Annotated in this window: 16 protein-coding genes; 15 read left to right on the top strand and 1 reads right to left on the bottom strand. The window is 41.8% G+C overall.

All coding sequences use genetic code 11. The annotated features are described in order from the left end of the window. The first annotated feature begins 64 nt into the window (after window positions 1-64). The 7 genes from UB51_RS19745 (at window position 65) to pssA (ending at window position 8,182) form a co-directional block, all read left to right on the top strand. A complete protein-coding gene (locus UB51_RS19745; RefSeq protein ID WP_044878753.1) occupies window positions 65-526 on the top strand; it encodes a CtsR family transcriptional regulator in 462 nt (153 codons plus the stop codon). A 27-nt stretch (window positions 527-553) separates the two neighbouring features. Continuing rightward, window positions 554-1,078: a protein-arginine kinase activator protein McsA gene (locus UB51_RS19740; RefSeq protein WP_044878752.1), complete on the top strand. Its 525-nt coding sequence runs from the start codon at window positions 554-556 to the stop codon at window positions 1,076-1,078. Window positions 1,079-1,098: 20 nt separating this feature from the next. Next, window positions 1,099-2,166 carry a protein-arginine kinase McsB gene (locus UB51_RS19735; RefSeq protein WP_044878751.1) on the top strand — a complete coding sequence of 356 codons (1,068 nt, stop codon included), beginning with the start codon at window positions 1,099-1,101 and terminating at the stop codon, window positions 2,164-2,166. 61 nt (window positions 2,167-2,227) lie between these two features. Continuing rightward, entirely contained in the window at window positions 2,228-4,690 is a 2,463-nt protein-coding gene (gene clpC / locus UB51_RS19730; protein ID WP_044878750.1) for an ATP-dependent protease ATP-binding subunit ClpC, read from the top strand. Between the two features lie 252 nt (window positions 4,691-4,942). Next, window positions 4,943-6,310, top strand: coding sequence for a DNA repair protein RadA (gene radA / locus UB51_RS19725; protein ID WP_044878749.1), 1,368 nt, complete (start codon window positions 4,943-4,945; stop codon window positions 6,308-6,310). Between the two features lie 13 nt (window positions 6,311-6,323). Next, complete coding sequence (gene disA, locus UB51_RS19720) at window positions 6,324-7,400, top strand: DNA integrity scanning diadenylate cyclase DisA (protein WP_044878748.1); 1,077 nt, start codon at window positions 6,324-6,326, stop codon at window positions 7,398-7,400. A 53-nt stretch (window positions 7,401-7,453) separates the two neighbouring features. Beyond that, window positions 7,454-8,182: a CDP-diacylglycerol--serine O-phosphatidyltransferase gene (gene pssA / locus UB51_RS19715; RefSeq protein ID WP_044878747.1), complete on the top strand. Its 729-nt coding sequence runs from the start codon at window positions 7,454-7,456 to the stop codon at window positions 8,180-8,182. 173 nt (window positions 8,183-8,355) lie between these two features. Here the strand turns inward: pssA and UB51_RS19710 are convergent, their stop codons facing one another. Then, window positions 8,356-8,751 carry a nucleoside triphosphate pyrophosphohydrolase family protein gene (locus tag UB51_RS19710; protein WP_044878746.1) on the bottom strand — a complete coding sequence of 132 codons (396 nt, stop codon included), beginning with the start codon at window positions 8,749-8,751 and terminating at the stop codon, window positions 8,356-8,358. 221 nt (window positions 8,752-8,972) lie between these two features. Between UB51_RS19710 and UB51_RS19705 the strand changes: the two genes are divergently transcribed. From UB51_RS19705 to UB51_RS19670, 8 genes are all read left to right on the top strand, one after another. Further along, window positions 8,973-10,061: a PIN/TRAM domain-containing protein gene (locus UB51_RS19705; protein ID WP_044878745.1), complete on the top strand. Its 1,089-nt coding sequence runs from the start codon at window positions 8,973-8,975 to the stop codon at window positions 10,059-10,061. 111 nt (window positions 10,062-10,172) lie between these two features. Beyond that, complete coding sequence (gene ispD, locus UB51_RS19700) at window positions 10,173-10,871, top strand: 2-C-methyl-D-erythritol 4-phosphate cytidylyltransferase (RefSeq protein ID WP_044878744.1); 699 nt, start codon at window positions 10,173-10,175, stop codon at window positions 10,869-10,871. Further along, a complete protein-coding gene (gene ispF, locus UB51_RS19695) occupies window positions 10,868-11,356 on the top strand; it encodes a 2-C-methyl-D-erythritol 2,4-cyclodiphosphate synthase (protein ID WP_044878743.1) in 489 nt (162 codons plus the stop codon). The genes ispD and ispF overlap by 4 nt, the downstream gene beginning before the upstream one ends. Before the next feature lie 32 nt (window positions 11,357-11,388). Next, entirely contained in the window at window positions 11,389-12,852 is a 1,464-nt protein-coding gene (gene gltX / locus UB51_RS19690) for a glutamate--tRNA ligase (RefSeq protein WP_044878742.1), read from the top strand. A gap of 256 nt (window positions 12,853-13,108) precedes the next feature. After that, window positions 13,109-13,306 (top strand): hypothetical protein, encoded by a 198-nt coding sequence (locus UB51_RS19685; protein ID WP_160297287.1) that lies wholly within the window; start codon window positions 13,109-13,111, stop codon window positions 13,304-13,306. 61 nt (window positions 13,307-13,367) lie between these two features. Next, on the top strand, window positions 13,368-14,042 hold the full coding sequence (gene cysE / locus UB51_RS19680) for a serine O-acetyltransferase (RefSeq protein WP_044878740.1): 675 nt from the start codon (window positions 13,368-13,370) through the stop codon (window positions 14,040-14,042). A 27-nt stretch (window positions 14,043-14,069) separates the two neighbouring features. Then, on the top strand, window positions 14,070-15,476 hold the full coding sequence (gene cysS / locus UB51_RS19675; RefSeq protein ID WP_044878739.1) for a cysteine--tRNA ligase: 1,407 nt from the start codon (window positions 14,070-14,072) through the stop codon (window positions 15,474-15,476). Then, the gene (locus UB51_RS19670; RefSeq protein WP_044878738.1) at window positions 15,473-15,928 is read left to right on the top strand and encodes a Mini-ribonuclease 3; all 456 of its coding nucleotides are present in this window, start codon (window positions 15,473-15,475) and stop codon (window positions 15,926-15,928) included. The genes cysS and UB51_RS19670 overlap by 4 nt, the downstream gene beginning before the upstream one ends. The last annotated feature ends 24 nt before the right edge of the window (window positions 15,929-15,952 follow it).

The following is a 15,952-nucleotide window of genomic DNA, read 5'->3' as shown; positions in this document are numbered from 1 at the left end:
TAGGTATGTTTTAACATGATGTGGTCCATCTCAGGTTAACGTTTCAAACAGTGGAGGATGAGTGATGCGCAATATCTCCGATATTATAGAACAATATCTGAAGAATATTCTGCATGAAAGTCCCGAAGGAACAATAGAAATTCAGCGCAACGATCTGGCAGATAAATTCTCCTGTGTACCATCGCAGATCAATTATGTCATCAGTACTCGTTTTACGTTGGAGAAGGGCTATCTCGTGGAGAGTAAAAGGGGTGGTGGAGGTTATATTCGCATACAGAGAATTGATCTTCCTGAGCATTCGGGACTGCACACCCATCTCCGTCAGACCATTGGTGAAGGCATCGATCAGACGATGGCGGAAGGATTAATCTATCAGCTTGAGGGATCCTGCTTTTTAAGCAAACGTGAAGCTAACTTGATGCGCGCAGCGATTTCAAGAGAATGTCTTATGATAAAGCTTCCTTACCGGGACGAGATCCGTGCCAGAATAATGAAAGCGATGCTGATCTCTTTATTAGGTAAATAGCCTGCTAAGACAAGGAGGTACATCGAAATGCTTTGTCAAGAATGCGGAATTAAACCCGCTACTCTTCATTTTACGAAGATTGTAAATGGAGAGAAGACGGAATTTCATATTTGTGAGAGCTGTGCGCGGGAGAAAGGTGAGAATATTCCTGGAGCAGCAGGTGGATTTTCTATTCACAGTTTGCTGTCAGGACTCATTGATTTCGACACAGCGAGTAAGATTCAGTCAGGTACCTCACAAGCGGCTCAATCACTTCGTTGCGAAGAATGTGGGATGACGTATACTCAATTTAGTAAGACTGGGCGATTTGGTTGTAGCTCATGTTATAAATATTTTGATAATCGTCTAGATCCTTTATTCAAAAGAGTTCATGGCAGTACGGAGCATGTTGGTAAAATACCGAAGCGAGGCGGCGCCAAGATCCAGGTGAAACGTAAGCTGGATGAGCTAAAGCATGAGCTACAGCAACGTATTGTACAGGAAGAATTTGAAGAGGCAGCAAACCTTCGAGATCAGATTAGAGAGCTTGAGAAAGAAATATCCGAACAATGAAGAAGGAGGAATGATGCGTGATGCCAAATCTCCGGTTTACAGAAAAAGCTCTTAGTGACTGGATGCTCGGTAACGCAAATGATTCCGAGATTGCCATCAGCAGCCGTGTTCGGGTTGCACGTAATTTGCAGCAAATTCCTTTTCCATTGCTTGCCACAAGTGAGCAGTCGATGGAAGTGTTGGAGCTTCTAACAGATATGAAGACGTATGAAGATCTTCATTCTTTTGGAACCTTTCATATGATAACCTTAAACGAAATTACTTCACTAGATAAAAAGGTACTTGTGGAGAAGCATCTCATTAGTCCTAGTCTTGCTAACGAGTCGCAAAATGGGGCTGTTATTCTTAGTGAAGATGAATCCGTAAGTATTATGATTAACGAAGAAGATCATTTGCGCATTCAATGTTTGTATCCTGGATTCCAAGTCCGCGAAGCTTGGGAGAAAGCAACCGCTATAGATGATTTGTTTGAAGCTCATATAGATTATGCTTTTGATGGTAAAAGAGGCTATCTCACAAGTTGTCCGACAAATGTTGGAACAGGTCTAAGAGCATCTGTTATGATGCATTTACCTGCACTTGTAATGACTCAACAAATTAACAGAATTCTCTCTGCTGTATCCCAAGTAGGATTAACCGTAAGAGGTATTTATGGTGAGGGTAGTGAAGCCGCAGGTAATATTTTTCAAATATCCAACCAGATTACACTGGGTCAGACTGAAATTGAAATCATCGATAATTTACACAATGTAGTAATGCAAATTATCGAACACGAGAAGAATGCTAGGCAGAGATTGCTGAATGAGTCTAAGCTGCGAATCAAGGATCGTGTTAAACGATCGTATGGTATTCTGCTATTTGCGGAAATATTGGATTCTAAAGAGGCAGCGCAACGTTTATCTGATGTGAGACTTGGTGTTGATTTGGGGATCATTGAAGGTCCGTCCATCCCAATGATGAATGAATTGAATGTGATGACACAACAAGGATTTCTACAAAAAACATTCGGTGAAGAAATGAATTTAGAGGAACGAGATATGTATCGCGCGAGATTGATTCGTGAAAAGTTAGGTGCACCACATTCTTAATACGATATAAGTATTGCTTAGAAGTACAAAGGTATCAAAACTCATGGAGGTGTAGGGGATTATGATGTTTGGAAGATTTACGGAACGTGCGCAAAAGGTGCTGGCTTTGGCTCAGGAAGAGGCTGTTCGTTTAGGACATAATAATATAGGAACAGAACATATTTTGCTTGGTCTTATTCGTGAAGGAGATGGCATTGCAGCCAAGGCTTTAATTGGACTTGGTCTGGGGCTTGAGAAAATTCAAGATGAAGTGGAGACACTCATTGGACGAGGTCAAGAACAACCAACGAATATCGCTTATACTCCCCGTGCTAAGAAGGTTATTGAACTTTCTATGGATGAGGCCCGTAAACTGGGACACACCTATGTTGGAACAGAACATATTCTGCTAGGTCTGATCCGTGAAGGAGAAGGTGTGGCAGCACGTGTACTGAATAATCTAGGAATTAGCTTAAACAAAGCACGTCAACAAGTGCTTCAACTCTTGGGTAGCAGCGAAGCTGTATCCAATCATAACGGTACACAAGCTAATGTAAGCACGCCGACTCTCGACAGTTTAGCGCGTGATTTAACGGCGTATGCTAAAGAAGGTAACTTAGACCCAGTTATTGGACGGAGCAAGGAAATCGAAAGAGTTATTCAGGTATTGAGTCGTCGGACGAAGAACAATCCAGTTCTAATTGGGGAACCAGGGGTTGGTAAAACGGCGATTGCTGAAGGACTTGCTCAAAAAATCATTAATAATGAAATTCCAGAAACATTGCGTGATAAACGTGTCATGACCCTCGATATGGGATCTGTTGTAGCAGGTACAAAGTATCGTGGTGAATTTGAAGATCGCCTCAAAAAGATTATGGATGAGATTCGCCAAGCAGGTAATATTATTCTTTTCATTGATGAATTGCATACATTGATTGGTGCAGGCGGTGCTGAAGGCGCAATTGATGCTTCTAACATACTGAAACCTTCGCTTGCTCGTGGGGAACTGCAATGTATTGGTGCTACCACCCTTGACGAGTATCGTAAATATATTGAGAAAGATGCAGCATTGGAGCGTCGTTTCCAACCGATTACAGTAGATCAACCCTCTCCAGAAGAAGCTATTCAAATTCTATTTGGTTTGCGTGATCGTTATGAAGCGCATCACCGTGTAAAAATTACGGATGAAGCGATTGTAGAAGCTGTTAAGTTGTCAGATCGTTATATTCCAGATCGCTTTCTACCGGATAAAGCTATTGATTTAATTGATGAGGCTGGATCGAAGGTACGACTTCATTCGTACACTATCCCACCCAATCTGAAGGAATTGGAAAGTCGCTTGGAAGATATACGTAAGGAAAAGGATGCTTCTGTACAAAGCCAAGAATTTGAAAAGGCAGCTGCTCTACGTGATACAGAACAAAAAATTCGCGAAGAGCTTGATGTTACGAAGAACCAATGGAAAGAGAAGCAAGGAAGTACGGACTCAGAAGTAACTCCTGAGGATATTGCTCAAGTGGTTGCTAGCTGGACAGGAATCCCGGTAAGTAAGCTCAAGGAAGAAGAGACAGCACGTCTCCTTAATATGGAGTCCATTCTGCATGAACGTCTTGTAGGTCAAGATGAAGCAGTTAAAGCAGTAAGCCGTGCGATTCGTCGCGCTCGTGCTGGACTTAAAGATCCTAAGCGTCCTATTGGTTCATTTATATTCTTAGGTCCTACAGGTGTAGGTAAAACAGAACTAGCTCGCGCTTTGGCTGAAGCTATGTTCGGTGATGAGAATTCTGTAATTCGGATTGATATGTCTGAATATATGGAGAAGCATTCAACATCGCGCTTGGTTGGAGCGCCTCCAGGATATGTTGGTTATGAAGAGGGCGGTCAATTAACAGAGAAGGTACGTCGTAAACCCTATTCTGTTGTACTATTGGATGAGATCGAGAAGGCTCACCCTGAAGTGTTCAATATATTGCTTCAAGTACTAGAGGATGGTCGTTTAACGGATTCCAAAGGCCGTGTAGTTGATTTCCGTAATACATTAATCGTGATGACATCTAACGTAGGTGCCGAAGCAATCAAGAAAAATTCAACTTTAGGTTTCACTGCTGTACAAGACGGTGGTGCTGATTATGGTAATATGAAAGATAAAGTGATGGGAGAGCTTAAGAAGAGCTTCCGTCCAGAATTCCTGAACCGGATCGATGAAATTATCGTATTCCATTCCTTAGAACAAAAACATATTGCAGAGATTGTTACGCTCATGTCAGAAGTGTTACGTAAACGTCTGCGTGAACATGAGGTTGACTTCACGTTAACCGATAAAGCTAAAGCCTTCTTGGCAAAAGAAGGTTATGATCAGGCATTCGGTGCAAGACCCCTTCGTCGGGCGATTCAAAAGCATATTGAGGATCGTTTGTCCGAAGAGCTTCTAACAGGAAATATCAGTAAAGGTGACTCCCTTATTATTGATGAAGGCGAGAATGGTTTAACAGTTGAGAAGCAAGATCGTAGAACAGAATTACTCGATACTCCTGTATCTGAATGATATAAATAACGAAGGGCAATACCTGCTTGTGGGTGTTGCCCCTTTTTAATATTTATTACATGATTATGAACATAAGAGAGCATTATTAGTAGATATAAAGGCCCCTTCTTGCAGCTTTAATCAAGCTACTGTAAACTTTTTGATAATACCTTACGATAAATATTTATAAATGGTAAACTTTTAATAATGCATATTCGAAATGAATGTGGATAGAATTAGCGAAGTTTATGTATTTTAATGAAGGAGACATCCATGGCTAAAGGTAAAACAAAGTTTTTTTGTAGTGAATGTGGATATGAAACTCCAAAATGGTATGGTAAATGCCCGGGGTGTCAGGCTTGGAATTCAATGGTAGAAGAGTCTACGGTAGTCGTTAAGACACAAGGCATGAATTCTTCTATTTTTCAGAGTAAAGAAAAGCCGCTCTCCATCATAAATATAGAGAGCAGTAAAGAAGACAGAGTGGATACCGGTATTGGTGAATTGAATCGGGTATTAGGTGGAGGCATTGTTCCAGGTTCACTTGTTCTAGTAGGTGGTGATCCCGGGATAGGAAAGTCGACTTTATTACTTCAAACTTCACATTCTTTATCAATATCAGGCCTACGGGTACTTTATATATCAGGGGAAGAATCGGTACGACAAACGAAATTACGCGCTGATCGATTAGGTGCGCTCTCTCCTGAGCTGTACGTATTATGTGAAACGAATATGGAAGCTATAGAAGAAGCTATTGAAAGTATTCAACCTCAATTTTTAGTTATTGATTCTATTCAGACTGTTTATTTACCTGAAGTCACCAGTGCACCAGGTAGTGTATCTCAAGTAAGGGAATGTACAGCTCGATTTATGCGTGTCTCTAAAGGTATGGGTATTGCTACGGTATTAGTGGGTCATGTGACCAAGGAAGGTGCTATTGCAGGACCTAGAATGCTTGAGCACATGGTAGACTGCGTTCTTTATTTTGAAGGAGAACGTCATCATACTTATAGATTGCTGAGAGCCGTTAAGAATCGGTTTGGCTCAACGAATGAAATTGGTATTTTTGAAATGGGTGAGGTGGGGTTAACTGAGGTAGAGAACCCATCAGAGCTATTTCTCTCAGAGCGTCCCCTTGGCGTAGCTGGTTCAACAGTCGTGGCTAGTGTCGAAGGAACAAGGCCTGTACTCGTGGAGTTGCAGGCACTGATTACACCTACTCATTTTCCATCCCCAAGACGCATGTGTACCGGAATAGATCATCATCGAATGGGACTCATTATTGCTGTATTAGAGAAAAGAATGGGCATGTTTCTTCAGAATCAAGATGCTTATCTAAACGTTGCGGGTGGTGTGAAGCTTGATGAACCTGCAGTAGATTTGGCGATTGCAGTCAGCATTGCCTCCAGTTTTCGCGATTTACCGACAAAACCCTATGATGTCTTTTTTGGAGAAGTGGGATTAACAGGGGAAGTCAGAGGTGTATCTCGTGCCGAGCAACGGGTGAAGGAAGCTGAGAAGTTAGGGTTTAAGAGAGTTATTTTACCGGAGAAAAGCTTAAAAGGATGGAAGCATCCCAAAGGAATAGAACTTGTCGGAGTTACTACTGTAGCAAAGGCATTATCGGTTGCGTTAGATTAGGGGGAATATAAGGATGAAAGAAGCAGCGAATCAGTTAGATAAAATGAATGATTTACTCAGGTTAGTGGCGCCGGGAACAGCCTTCAGGGATGGTTTGGAGAATGTACTGCGGGCTAAGACAGGCGCACTCATTGTTGTAGGCTATAGCCCTGAAGTTATGGAGGTCGTGGATGGTGGGTTCTCAATCAATTGTGATTTCTCACCCAATTATTTATATGAGTTAGCAAAGATGGATGGCGCCATAATACTAAGTGAGGACTTGAAGCGTATCCTTTATGCAAATACGCAGCTTATCCCTGAATCCTCTATTGCATCTTCAGAGACGGGAATCAGACATAGAACTGCAGAGCGAGTTGCTAAACAAACGGATAAATTAGTGGTCTCCATCTCACAGAGGCGTAATATTATTACGCTATATCAAGGTTCGATTCGTTATTCACTCAAAGAGATCGGTGTGATTCTGACCAAAGCTAATCAAGCGATTCAGACGTTGGAGAAATACAGGTCTGTATTAAACCAGTCATTAACGAATTTGTCTGCTTCTGAATTCGAAGAATTGGTAACTATTCCCGAAGTTGTTAACGTGATTCAACGGGTTGAAATGGTGCTGCGAATTAAGACAGAGATCAAAAGATATATCACAGAGCTAGGAAATGAAGGACGCCTTATAAGCATGCAGCTAGATGAATTAGTTAGCAACATGGAAGTCGAAGCTTGGTTGTTATATAAAGATTATGCAAAAGTGGATGATGAAGACAAAATTCGTGAGATTATTGCAGGCTTAAAGCGTGCTTCTAATGATGAATTGCTTGATATTAACTATATTGTCCGTTTGCTTGGTTACCCAGTGTCTGCTGTGTCGGAGGAGTCGATTGTGCCGCGGGGGTACAGAGTGTTAAATAAGATTCCACGACTCCCTAATGTGATCATCCATAACCTTCTGGAACGCTTCGAACAACTGCCTCATATCATGATGGCTACTGTGGATGAATTGGATGAAGTTGATGGAATCGGTGAGGTTAGGGCAAGGAATATCAAGGAAGGTTTAATGCGCTTACAAGAGCAAGTATTCATTGACAGGCAAGTGTAAATAACCTACAATCAATGGATGATATGGGGCAATATGATATTTGAGGTGAAGAGATGATAACAAAGTCTATTCCGAATATGTTTACCTTAGGTAATCTATTTCTCGGAATGATTGGAATGATGATGGCACTGCAGGGGAAATTTAGCATGGCTGCTATCATGGTCATTATTGCAATGTTGCTGGACGGTTTAGATGGACGCCTAGCTCGAGCACTGCATGTACAAAGCGAATTCGGGAAGGAATTAGATTCTCTCTCGGACGTTATCTCTTTTGGTGTAGCACCTGCACTTATTATGTATATGGTTACATTACAAGGGATGCCTGATTCATTAGCTTGGACGGTTACGGCAATTTTCCCGATGTGTGGAGCGCTCCGTTTAGCTCGGTTTAATGTTCGACGTGGAATTCCTGGATTTTTTGTTGGGTTACCAATTCCAATTGCGGGTGGTGTGCTTGCTACATTATCCTTGTTCTACAAAGAGATCTCTGGCACTTATATGATCATTGCTATGTTATTGCTTTCTTATTTAATGGTAAGTCGAGTGAGATACCCTAATTTCAAGAAAGTTGGGCTACCTAAGAAGGCAGTTATGTTTACGCCTATAGTAATCATAGTGGCTGTGGCAATTGCAGTTATTTTTCCAGAACAAATTTCTAAACTGATCTTTATTCCTTTGGTTGTATATGCGGTCTACGGTGTGAAGCAAAGTGTGGAAAGAGGAATGAGACGTCGTCGTAATAAAGCAACTGAGGAAGAAACGGTACACTCTGATAATAACTAAATGACTTTCATTCAAATAAAAAGCATTTATTTCCTGCAACATGCAGTGAGATAAATGCTTTTTTTTTGCATACATATATACAAATATTGTAAATTAGAATAGTGGCCTTTTGTAAGGGTAAACGAAGGTCATTCTATTGGGACGACAAAGTCGTTTATCCTTGTCAAAACATCTTAAGACATGTTAAACAGACCAAGGGTCGAGCATTTCTTCGATTCCTGATGAATGACATTATCCAGATTGATATCTAGCACGTTACAAAGAGCAGACATATAGAATAAATTACGTCCTAATTCTGTACTAACAATTTCTTTGCAGTTCTCGCACAACTGTCCATGAACATGGCTTCCCATAACATCCTTAGCCGCTTCAAGATTGATTCCAGGCTCATAGATCTGTTTGGTGGCATGCAGCTCAATACAGCCGCAGTCGGTAATAGCTTTGGTGACAGCACGGTTCACAGAGGCGCTACTCTGCCCATTCTTTGATAGCACATCCAATAGGCTACGGTGACGAAGTAACAGTTCGGATACCTGATCTTGAAATTCTTGTAAACTTGGAGCGCTCATTTTCCTAACCACCTCTAGTATTATGAATTGAATTCATTATAAGCCAGACTTTTAGTTATTTTCAACCAGAAATGAAACATCTTCTCTTAATAGAATGTAAATTCCACGTAAGCTTCACATAAAAAATGTAGGGATTGGGGTTACGTTGCATGAAAACAGACCATACTGAATATAGGAATTGATTGACAATTATGATTTTTAAGAAGGAGGTGAGGGAACTTATGTTAAAAAAAGCCATTTTAGCATTCATAGGACTATGTGGTGCATGGTTTGGTTACACGTTGTATCATACGGCAGGGAGTTCGTTCCCAAAGGTAATAAATATGTTTGGTGAACAATCATCGATCGTGGGGAGTTTAGTCTGTGCTATGTTGGGCGCTATTTTATTTATGTTGATAGGCTCCCTTTGCGCAGATAGGGTTGCATACACATTGCATCATGTCATAGGGGCCTTTTCAAAAATGCCTATGAACGAGTTAACGGCTGGAGCAGTAGGCTTGATAGGGGGACTTGTGCTTGCACTGCTACTGTATCCAAGTTTAGCATGGTTAGGTAAAGTGGGACAAATGATTGGGGTAGGAATCACTTTAGTCTGTGGCTACATGGGATTTCGTGTAGGGATGGCCAAAAAGGAAGAATTAGCAACGTTATGGACATCGGGAAGATGGAGCCGGGCTGAGCTATCTGATGAAAGAAAGCTAGAGGAACACAAAATTCTGGACACGAGTGTCATTATTGATGGACGGATTGCAGACATTTGTAAAACGGGGTTTATTGAAGGCACGATTGTTATTCCTAGATTTGTACTTGAAGAATTGCAGCATATCGCGGATTCTTCCGATTTATTGAAACGGAATCGTGGGCGCAGAGGCCTTGATATTTTGAATAAAATTCAAAAAGAACTAGATATTCGAGTTATGATCTATGAAGGAGATTTCGAAGATATATCTGAAGTCGATAGTAAGCTAGTGAAGCTGGCAAAAGTACTTCAAGGTAAAGTGGTTACTAATGACTTCAATCTTAATAAAGTATGTGAACTTCAAAGCGTATCTGTATTAAATATTAATGATTTGGCCAATGCAGTGAAGCCTGTTGTATTACCTGGTGAAGAGATTATGGTGCAGGTGATTAAGGACGGTAAAGAACATGGTCAAGGTGTAGCCTATTTAGATGACGGTACTATGATTGTCGTGGAAGGTGGACGTGAGTATATTGGCATGATTATGGAGGTGCTTGTAACGAGCGTACTACAGACTTCTGCAGGTAGGATGATATTTGCGAAACCGAAATTGATGGAAAAAGCCCAGTAAACACGGTATGATGGAAGTAATAATTTTTCCTTATAGTGTGTGTTCAGAAAATCGACTACTGACTTTTTGAACAACCTCTTATACTTGGGAGCAGAAGACAGGAGTATAGCGATGGACAACAGTCTGGGAGTCGTCATTGTGTCAGCGGGCAAAGGTTCTCGTATGCGTACTCGTGAGAATAAGCAGTACCTACTGCTGCAGGAGAAGCCCGTAATCATCCATACATTGGAAGTATTTAATGACATGCCACTAGTACAGGAAATTGTCCTGGTGACAGGTGAAGAGGACGTAGAGCGTTGTCAGCGATGGCTGAGAGAGTACAAGCTGAGTAAGGTCGTGCATGTGATTCCGGGTGGTAGAGAGAGACAACATTCTGTATATAAAGGTCTGATGAAGATCCGTACGCAGTGGGTTATGGTGCATGACGGTGTGCGACCGTTTATAGACCCTCTAAATATTCAGGATTGTTATGATATGGCGATTCGTAAAGGAGCAGCGGTACTGGCTGTACCTGTGAAGGATACGATTAAGCAGGTGGATGGAGCAGGTACGATTGTGGCAACGCCAGACCGTCAAAGTCTGTGGGCTATTCAGACCCCACAGACTTTTCGTATGTCCGATCTGATTCATGCCCATGAAGATGCAGAGGCATGTGGATTTGTGGGAACGGATGATTCGATGCTAGTGGAGCGAATGGGGATTCCTGTGGCTGTGGTAGAAGGAAGTTACACCAATATCAAGTTGACGACACCAGAAGACTTGGAGTATGCCGAATTTATAGAGAAACGTAAGGGAGAGGGTAAATCGTGATAAGAGTAGGACAAGGATTTGATGTGCATCAATTGGTAGCGGGAAGGCCGTGTATTATTGGCGGGGTTACGATTCCTTATGAGAAGGGACTGTTGGGTCACTCTGACGCAGACGTTCTATTGCATGCCGTTACAGATGCTATTCTAGGCGCTCTAGGACTTGGAGATATTGGCAAACACTTTCCGGATACAGATCCAGATTATAAGGATGCGGATAGTCTTAAGCTACTAGAGCATGTATGGAGTCTCGCTAAGGAGAAGGGCTACCGTCTTGGTAATATCGATTCCACGATTATAGCTCAACAACCCAAAATGGCGTCCTATATACCACAAATAGCTGAGGTTCTTGCGAAAGTGCTAGAAGCGGAGGTTTCACAAGTTAACGTAAAAGCAACGACTACGGAACAACTTGGGTTCGTTGGACGTGGAGAGGGGATTGCCGCGCAATCTATTGTATGCCTTGTCCAAGATATGCTATCATCTTGAAGTATCGGAAATGACGAATCGGAGGGATTTATATGACCAGTAGTGTGCGTGTGCGCTATGCGCCAAGCCCAACAGGACATTTACATATTGGAAATGCAAGAACAGCGCTTTTTAACTATTTGTATGCTCGTAATCAAGGCGGAAAGTTGATTATTCGAATTGAAGATACAGATGTGAAACGGAACGTTGCTGGTGGGGAAGAAAGCCAGCTGAAATATTTGAAGTGGCTTGGAATGGAGTGGGATGAGAGTGTGGATGTCGGGGGACCCTTCGGGCCTTATCGTCAGACTGAACGACTCGATATTTATCGCACATTCTGGAAGGACCTGCTAGATCGTGGCCTGGCTTACCGTTGTTACTGTACAGAAGAGGAGCTGGAGCAGGAGCGAGAAGAGCAAACCGCTCGTGGGGAGACCCCTCGTTATTCAGGTAAACATCGCAACTTAACGGAAGAGCAATGTAGTACGTTTGAGGCAGAAGGACGTATTGCGAGTATTCGCTTTCGAGTACCGGAGGATGCGACTTATACTTTTGATGATATGGTTAAGGGAAGCATTTCTTTCAATACACATGATACGGGTGATTTCGTTATTGTTAAGAAAGATGGCATTCCGACTTACAATTTTGCAGTAGTTATTGATGATCATGAGATGGAGATTACTCATGTACTACGTGGAGAAGACCATATCTCTAACACACCACGTCAGTTAATGATCTATGAAGCATTGGGCTGGACAGCGCCACACTTTGGACATATGACATTGATTGTGAATGAGAATCATAAGAAGCTTAGCAAGCGTGATGAGTCTATTGTTCAGTTTATTGAACAATATGATCAATTGGGATATTTACCTGAAGCTTTGTTTAATTTCATCGCATTGATGGGTTGGTCTCCTGAAGGTGAGGAAGAAATTTTTGGTAAGGAAGAGCTAATCTCCATTTTTAATGCTGATCGTTTGTCAAAGAGTCCTGCCGTATTTGATCAGAACAAGCTTGCTCATCTGAATAATTATTATATTAAGCATGCAGATCCAGATCGTATTGCTGAATTAGCTGTTCCTCATTTACAGCGTGCGGGACATTTGCCAGAGAAATTGAATGAAGAGCAGACAGTTTGGGCCAAGTCATTGGTCGCATTGTATCAGGAGCAGTTAATTTCAGCATCTCATATTGTAGAGTTATCGGAAGTATTCTTCCGTACACATTTAGAATTGGACGACGAAGCGAATGGCATTCTTGCAGAAGCGCAAGTGCCTACCGTGTTAGCAGCATTCTTAGCAAAGATAGAAGGTACGGATGAATTTACAGCAGCTAATATGGCTGTTCTCATCAAGGAAGTACAGAAAGAAACAGGCTTCAAAGGTAAGCAGTTATTTATGCCGATTCGTGTCGCACTGACAGGTCAGACGCATGGTCGTGATTTGAATCAAACGATATTTTTATTGGGTAAAGAGGTAGTTCAGAATAGATTAAAAGCACAGATTAATGGTGCTTAGCATAATATAGTCGAAATAATAGGTCTGCTTTGATCCTTGTCAGGTCTCAGACTTTTCGATATAATACTATCCAAATAACTCTATGATGATCTATACAATGATGAGTAAGAATATAAATGAATATGAAACAGCTGGGATCAGGAGAAGTATGTTTACCTTGGCATTTTCCAGAGAGGATAACCAAAGAAGATGAGATTAATGATTAGTCTTCTTAATGGCTGAGAGTTATCTATATGTCAGTAGCAGAAATGCGCCTGTGAGCTATGTGTCTGAGCAGAGTAAGTATGCTCTGTTAGGCCGTGTCGGATCGTCTTCCGTTATCAAGCATCAAGAGGGGCTGAGCTATATTGTCATTGATTTATTAAAGAGACAATATACCCAACCCAAGCAGAGTGGAACCGCGTCCAACGTCTCTGCAGCATATGCTGCAGGGGCGTTTTTTGTTTATATCTAACAACTAGAGAAGATAGGTAGACACACATGGAGAACTGAGAGTGACGAAGAGGGGAAAAGATATGTTTAAGCACATCAAATCAGATATCCAAGCGGTATTTGAGAATGATCCTGCTGCCAGAGGACTATTTGAGGTTATCTTCACCTATTCAGGGCTTCATGCTATCTGGGCCCACCGTGTTGCACATTCTCTCTATAAACGTCGGTGGTTTGCCATGTCGCGTTGTATCTCACAGTGTAGTCGCTTTATGACGGGGATTGAGATCCATCCGGGTGCTACAATCGGTAATCGATTGTTTATAGATCATGGCATGGGCGTTGTTATTGGTGAGACATGTGAAATTGGAGATGACGTAGTTATTTATCAAGGTGTAACTCTTGGGGGAACAGGTAAGGAAAAAGGTAAACGTCACCCCACCATTGGAAATAATGTTGTCATTGCATCTGGAGCTAAAGTACTCGGTTCTTTTACGATAGGTGACCAGTGTAACATTGGAGCTAATTCGGTTGTATTAAAAGAAGTTCCATCCAATAGTACTGTGGTGGGTATACCAGGTACAATCGTCAAGAAGGACGGTAGACGAGTGGATCGTCTCAGTCATCAGCTACCGGATCCAGTCGTTGATTCTATGCGCCTGCTTCAGCTGGAGGTTGAGAAGCTTCGTATGGAGCTAGAAAGTATGAAGCAGGAGAAACAGCGACTGAATTCGAAAGAAGTGCCTACTGGATGTGAATAATCTTAAAGAACGAGAGGACTTGAACACATGGTGCTTAAAATTTATAACACAATGACTCGGAAGAAAGAGAACTTTGTACCACTGGAACAAGGAAAAGTAAAAATGTACGTATGCGGACCTACTGTTTACGATTACATTCATATCGGCAATGCACGTCCGATGATTGTGTTCGATGTCGTACGTATGTATTTAGAACAATTGGGTAATGAAGTGAATTATGTTGTCAATTTCACTGATGTTGATGATAAGCTCATTCGTAAATCCGAGCAAATGAACAGTACAGTACCAGAGGTGGCGGATACTTTTATTGGGGCCTACTATGAAGATCTTGAGGGTCTGGGACTTACTCGCGCCACATTAAATCCACGAGTAACGGAGAATATGGATTCTATTCTTGAATTCATACAAGAACTTGAAGATAAAGGTTATGCATATGAGAATGGTGGAGACGTGTTCTACCGAACTCATAAGTTCTCAGAGTATGGTAAGTTATCTCATCAGAAGCTAGATGAGCTTCAATTCGGAATTCGGATTGGGGTGGATGAGCGTAAAGAACATCCAGAAGATTTCGTACTCTGGAAGGCAGCAAAACCAGGAGAAATTTACTGGTCTAGTCCATGGGGGAATGGTCGCCCGGGCTGGCATATTGAATGCTCTGCTATGGCGCGTCGCTATCTAGGAGATAGCATTGATATTCATGGGGGTGGACAGGATCTTCAGTTCCCACATCATGAATGTGAGGTAGCACAGACTGAAGCGCTAACAGGTAAGACGTTTGCTAACTATTGGATGCACAATGGCTATATTCGGATCGATAACGAGAAGATGTCTAAGTCACTTGGTAACGGCATTCTAGTAAAGGATCTGCGCAAACAGTATAAGTGGGAGTCCATACGTTATTTCATGTTATCTACTCATTATCGTAACCCCCTTAATTTTAATGATGAGACGATAGATCAAGCTGAGAAGAGTACTGAACGTATAAGCAATGCAGTCACCAATATTAAACATCGGTTGACTTCAGTAGTGGATAATGTTGATGACACAGTGAGTGAAGAGCTTCAGGGCAAACTTTCCTCAATATTAGAAACCTATCATGACAAAATGCAAGATGACTTCAATACGCCTGATGCTATCACGGCTATGTTTGATTGGGTAAATGAAAGCAATTTATTACTACAGCAGCCGATTGCTAAATCTGTTGATTTACGAGCTTTATTGGAAGTTTTTGACGAGATGAATCAGGTGTTACGTCTTTACTCTGCTGTAAAAGATGAATTGCTGGATGAAGAAATTGAGCAACTTATTGTTGAGAGAGTAGAAGCGCGCCAATCGAAGAACTGGAACCGTGCAGATGAAATTCGCGATCAGTTAGCATCTAAGGGGATTCTTTTAGAAGACACCGCGCAAGGTATGCGCTGGCGGCGTAAATGAGCGGTCCGAACGATGTGAAAGGGCGGTCTCAGGCTGGAGCGGGAGAGTGGTTTCCTTACCCACCTTCCAAACCAGCGAAGTTGATTTCTCCAATCGTGCTCGCGTATGTTGGAGATGCGTTGTATGAAGTAGCTGTAAGACAATACCTGGTATCTAAGTCTAATTTGAGACCTCATCATCTTCATCGCTCAGCTACGCAGTTAGTATCTGCCAAAGCTCAAAGTAAGATTGTAACTCATCTAGATGGGGTATTGACAGATGAGGAGCGAGATGTGGTACGGCAGGGTCGCAATGCTAAGTCAGGAAGTATACCTAAGAATGCAGATGTTTTAGAGTATCGACATGCAACGGCGTTTGAATGTTTAATCGGGTACTTGTATTATACAAATCAAACCGAGAGATTAAATGAATTGGTCGAGATCGGTATTCAATACATGGAACAACTAAGCTAAAATGATTGATTCAGTTACACTCAG

Source organism: Paenibacillus sp. IHBB 10380 (assembly GCF_000949425.1).
Classification (GTDB): domain Bacteria; phylum Bacillota; class Bacilli; order Paenibacillales; family Paenibacillaceae; genus Paenibacillus_AQ.
The sequence above is the reverse complement of the archived record's forward strand: the minus strand, read 5'-3'. Positions and strand labels throughout refer to the sequence as shown.